This is a genomic window from Chryseobacterium sp. C3 (assembly GCF_014218905.1).
Lineage (GTDB): Bacteria > Bacteroidota > Bacteroidia > Flavobacteriales > Weeksellaceae > Chryseobacterium > Chryseobacterium mucoviscidosis.
In genome coordinates this window covers 1-4,076 of sequence record NZ_JACLCU010000021.1, presented here as the reverse complement: position 1 = coordinate 4,076, position 4,076 = coordinate 1, and the positions used below count along the sequence as shown (strand labels likewise).

Annotated in this window: 3 protein-coding genes; all 3 read right to left on the bottom strand. The window is 38.0% G+C overall.

Annotation, left to right across the window (positions count from 1 at the left end; genetic code table 11):
* On the bottom strand, nt 1-431 hold a 431-nt coding region (locus tag H6W53_RS21350; protein WP_228457856.1), incomplete at its 3' end, for a DUF6443 domain-containing protein.
* Between the two features lie 7 nt (nt 432-438).
* Entirely contained in the window at nt 439-3,819 is a 3,381-nt protein-coding gene (locus H6W53_RS21345) for a hypothetical protein (RefSeq protein WP_185209616.1), read from the bottom strand.
* A 5-nt stretch (nt 3,820-3,824) separates the two neighbouring features.
* On the bottom strand, nt 3,825-4,076 hold a 252-nt coding region (locus H6W53_RS21340; RefSeq protein WP_185209614.1), incomplete at its 5' end, for a T9SS type A sorting domain-containing protein.

The window sequence follows — 4,076 nt, the reverse complement described above, 5'->3', positions numbered from 1 at the left end:
TTCCATGGCTCTCCCGGGCTTGCCTGCTGCAATACCCTGTCCAGCGGGGAGTTTTCCATTTCCTTTTCAGAATATGCGTTGGAAACGCCGTAATAGGAGTTGGCAGCCGTTTCATCGGTAATTCCGGTATGGATAGAGGAGTTCTGGGTGATGGCGGGAACGGGAAGGATGTTTTTCACCTGTCTTCCGAAGCCGTCATAGGTAACGGGCGTTACCAGGTCTTTTCCGCCGGGTGTCGCTTTTACACTGATGATCTGCTTGGATCTTCCCAGACCGTCAAAGTAAGTGATGGTCTCGGATTTCCGGCTGCAGTCGTCATTCAGACAGCTCCGGGACTGTACGTAGTTCTCGTTCTGGGACTGCGCAAAGGACATCGCGGCAATGCTCAGCCCCAACAGGGAGAATGTTTTGGTTGTACTGTATTTTCTCATGTTTGTGTTATGGTTTGTAGTTGTACTTGTTTTCAGACATTTTTTTGTTGATATAGCTTCCTGCGCTGTTTTTTCCTCTTACTCCTGTTTCTTTCAGCCTGTTTGCCGGATCGTAGGTGTAGGTCTGTCTTACCCCGGACGGAGGCGTGATGCTGGTTACCCCGATCAGCGGATCATAAGTGTAGGTGGAGATCAGCTTTCCTGAAAGAGCCGACTGTTTTCTGAAGCTGTTCAGGGCATCGAGAAGAAGGCTTTCCTGTGAAGGATCTGCGGCATCATTGTCGGAAGCCGTTACAATCCCTGAAACCGGAACTGAGGAAGTCAGTTGGTCGTAAGTGATTCCTTCCACCTTGGCAATGGGCTGGGTTTTGTTATATCCCCATACAATGGCTACCGGAATTCCGTCTTTAGTGGTGTACTGAAGGATGTTTCCTTTTTCATCGTATTTGTCGTAGGTAACATCAGTAGATGAAGTACTGTTAAGTTTATCGTACGATTTCTGGGATAACGGAAGCACGAGGTTTCCTGCCTGAGCTGTAGGAAGGGAAGCCGGGTACACCGTTTCTGTTTTGCCCAGTGTTTTGGTAACACCGCCAACGGTTTGCGTAACGGTGGTTTCCAAAGGGATGCCGATCATGTTTTTACTGATCATTAACTGGTTGTTTTTTTCGTGGGCGTACTGGTAATTTGTCTCTGTGATGCTGTTATCAGGATTAGTTATTATTTGTTTGGTTATTTGATGATGATTAGCTGAGGTACTGAACGTTTTTGTACCTGATACCATGTTTTGAGATCCCAAATGTTCCGTTGTTGTTTTTATAAAATCTCCGTTTTCATCAAAATTCTGAAAAGAATAATAATAAGTATCAAATGGATAACCTGTTCCCCATGTAACAAAATCTGTCAGATTTTTAGGTTTAAAAATCATATCGTAATCAATACCATACACCGTTTTAGGCTTTATACCGTGTCCATCATTTACATAATACTCATAAGTTTCCTCCTGTCTGTCACCTAACTTATTGAATAAAATTTTTCCATTTTTAGGATAATCATAACAAGGCAGTGTAGATGAAGCTTTTAAAAAATTTCCGTCTGTATTGTTATAAAAACATGATCCAAGGTAATCTCCCAATGTTGTTTTGTTTTCAAATACAGAACTAATTGTAATTTTCTCATTGGTTAATAAATTAATTTTAGTTTCTTTTGCAGCAGTATAGGAGATTATTTTTCCACTTCCGGTTTGCATTGGAAATCTGCTTTGGGAGTTGACAAAGTTTTTTCCGGGAATTTGCTGAAGAAAATCAAGTTCGAAATTACTGATGCCGGATTCTACATCATTGTCATTTCTGTAATTGTAATTTTTAGAAAGAACCAGTATATTATTTTCGTTATAATTTTCAATTTTGTTAATTCTCAATCCTCCGAAGGGAACTTCAACGCCATACGCTGTATTTCTTGTGGTATTAGGATCAATCTCTTTCCATTTTATATTTAATGTTGCTTCATCAGCATTGTAATCAAAAAGCTGACTTTCCGGTGCATTCGGGTTTCCTGCATACACTTTTACCTGAATGGTGTTTGAAGCTGTTAATTGGTTGTATGGGATCTCAATAACTCTTGTTGTATTGGTTAAAAGCTTTTGAGATAAAAGCTCCTGATTATTTGCATTTAGTATTTTATAATATATAGAACAACTTCCGTTAGTGGGTAGTGAAAGATCAGGGTAGATGCATTTTGTAGTGGTGGTATTAAGCTCAAACCTTACACTGCTCTGGCTTGTCAGCTTATTGGCATCAATAGTTAGGGGAATATTATAGGTTTTATTAATTTGTTGTAAAGGGTTTTCTGAAGTAGAAAAATAGGTATCAGACAAAACATAAGGAATAATATCATGTATTTTATAAGTTCTTTTTATATCCTGCTGAAAAAATATTCCTTTATTGCTTTCAGAATAAAATTTAGTTTTTCCTCCTGTAGGCATAATAATTTCTTCCAGCTGACCTGCTTTAGCAAAATCAGTATTCACATTCCTGTTATTTTCTTCTTCCATGACAACATCTATACTTGGCGTTAAACCAAGATTATTTGTTTTCCCATTATAGTAACCCCACCAGTCTCTTGCATAAGAAAACCGATGTGGCAAAATCTGGTTATTATAATTAAACTGATAAGAATTATGTAAGTTAACATCTCCATATATTACTTTTTTTAGCATTAATCTTTTCGTAATATTATCATTGTTTTCAAAATAATTGCAGGAGTAAACAGGAGCTGCAGGAGGCAGAGAGTTCATATAATCATATTGGAAAGAAACTTTATCAATATTTCTTCCATAATAATCTTTTATATCAACAGATTCCAGTTTTTTACTTGCTACATCATCAAAACGGGCAGACTTGTTAAATACAACTTCTCCGAAATTTCCGTAAATTCTTTTAATCTGATAATTGTAACCTTTGGTTCTGGAAAAGTTGTTATACACAGTACCCCTTGGATCATCAGGATTAAAGGAGTCGACCGTTTTCGTTTGTCCTGCCATCTCACAGGTATCATAAAACAAACCTTGTTCGTATTCGAAATTCAGTTCGCTGTTCTGAGGACTAATAATTTTTTCCAGTATCCATGTCTGATTATACGATGACTGAGAACCCATGGGTTCAGTCCCGATGGATGTTCCTCCGTGAGTATAAGTATGAGAAAAACTTAATGTATTTCCCTTCTTATAAATATACTGAAATCCTGTAGGACTTATAAATGTCCATTTTCCCGAAGTAGTATCATAATTAATTGTATAGTCTGAATCTGGAAACTGTACAAACTGTCCCACTGGATTTTGAGAATTCCGTTCCTGATTAACCATAAATGATAACGTTTGTCCATCGGGTAAAAATACTTTGTAATCATCAGACTCCAAATCCAGAGTTCCGCTTCTGTATCTTTCATCTATATTATAAGCTGCACTTGCAGGAAGTATACCCTGACTTATTTTACGCATTATGTCGGCTGCAATAGCAACTGTATATTGTGTTTCATAGAAGAATCCATTAGGCAAATCATCAGGAAGCTGCCGTACTGTCCTTATTAAAGAGGGAGCAGATAATGACCAACCCAGCCCTACCCAGGAGGATTTCTCATTTACAGGAATCCCACTGTAATTATACGATAATCTAATATCATAGATAATATCAGAGTTTTTGATGGTATAAATAGGAATTCCAATGTCGGGATTCCCTGAATTTAATGATACAGGATTTTCAAAGCTTTTTAATAATGAGTTGACTTCTGGCGTATGAGGAATAATTTTCTGATAATTATCTGCCACCGACTGACTCACATAAAAATTACTTACAAACAGCCCTGTAAAATAATATATATACTTTTTCATTTGTCTTATTTTTTAATCAATTTGGCATTCGCCGTTTTATCATTAGTCTTCACCGTCACCAGATACGCCCCCTGAATCAAAGGCTGGGTATTGATCTTGGTGATCTTGTTTTTCGTTTTTACCGTTTCAAGCTTTCTTCCGCCCATGTCGTACACTGCAATTTCAGCTTCAAACGCTCCCTCTCTCAAGCCCTCAAACCCAAGCTCCACATACACATAATCCGTTACCGGGTTCGGGTAGATCCTAATATCCTGCTT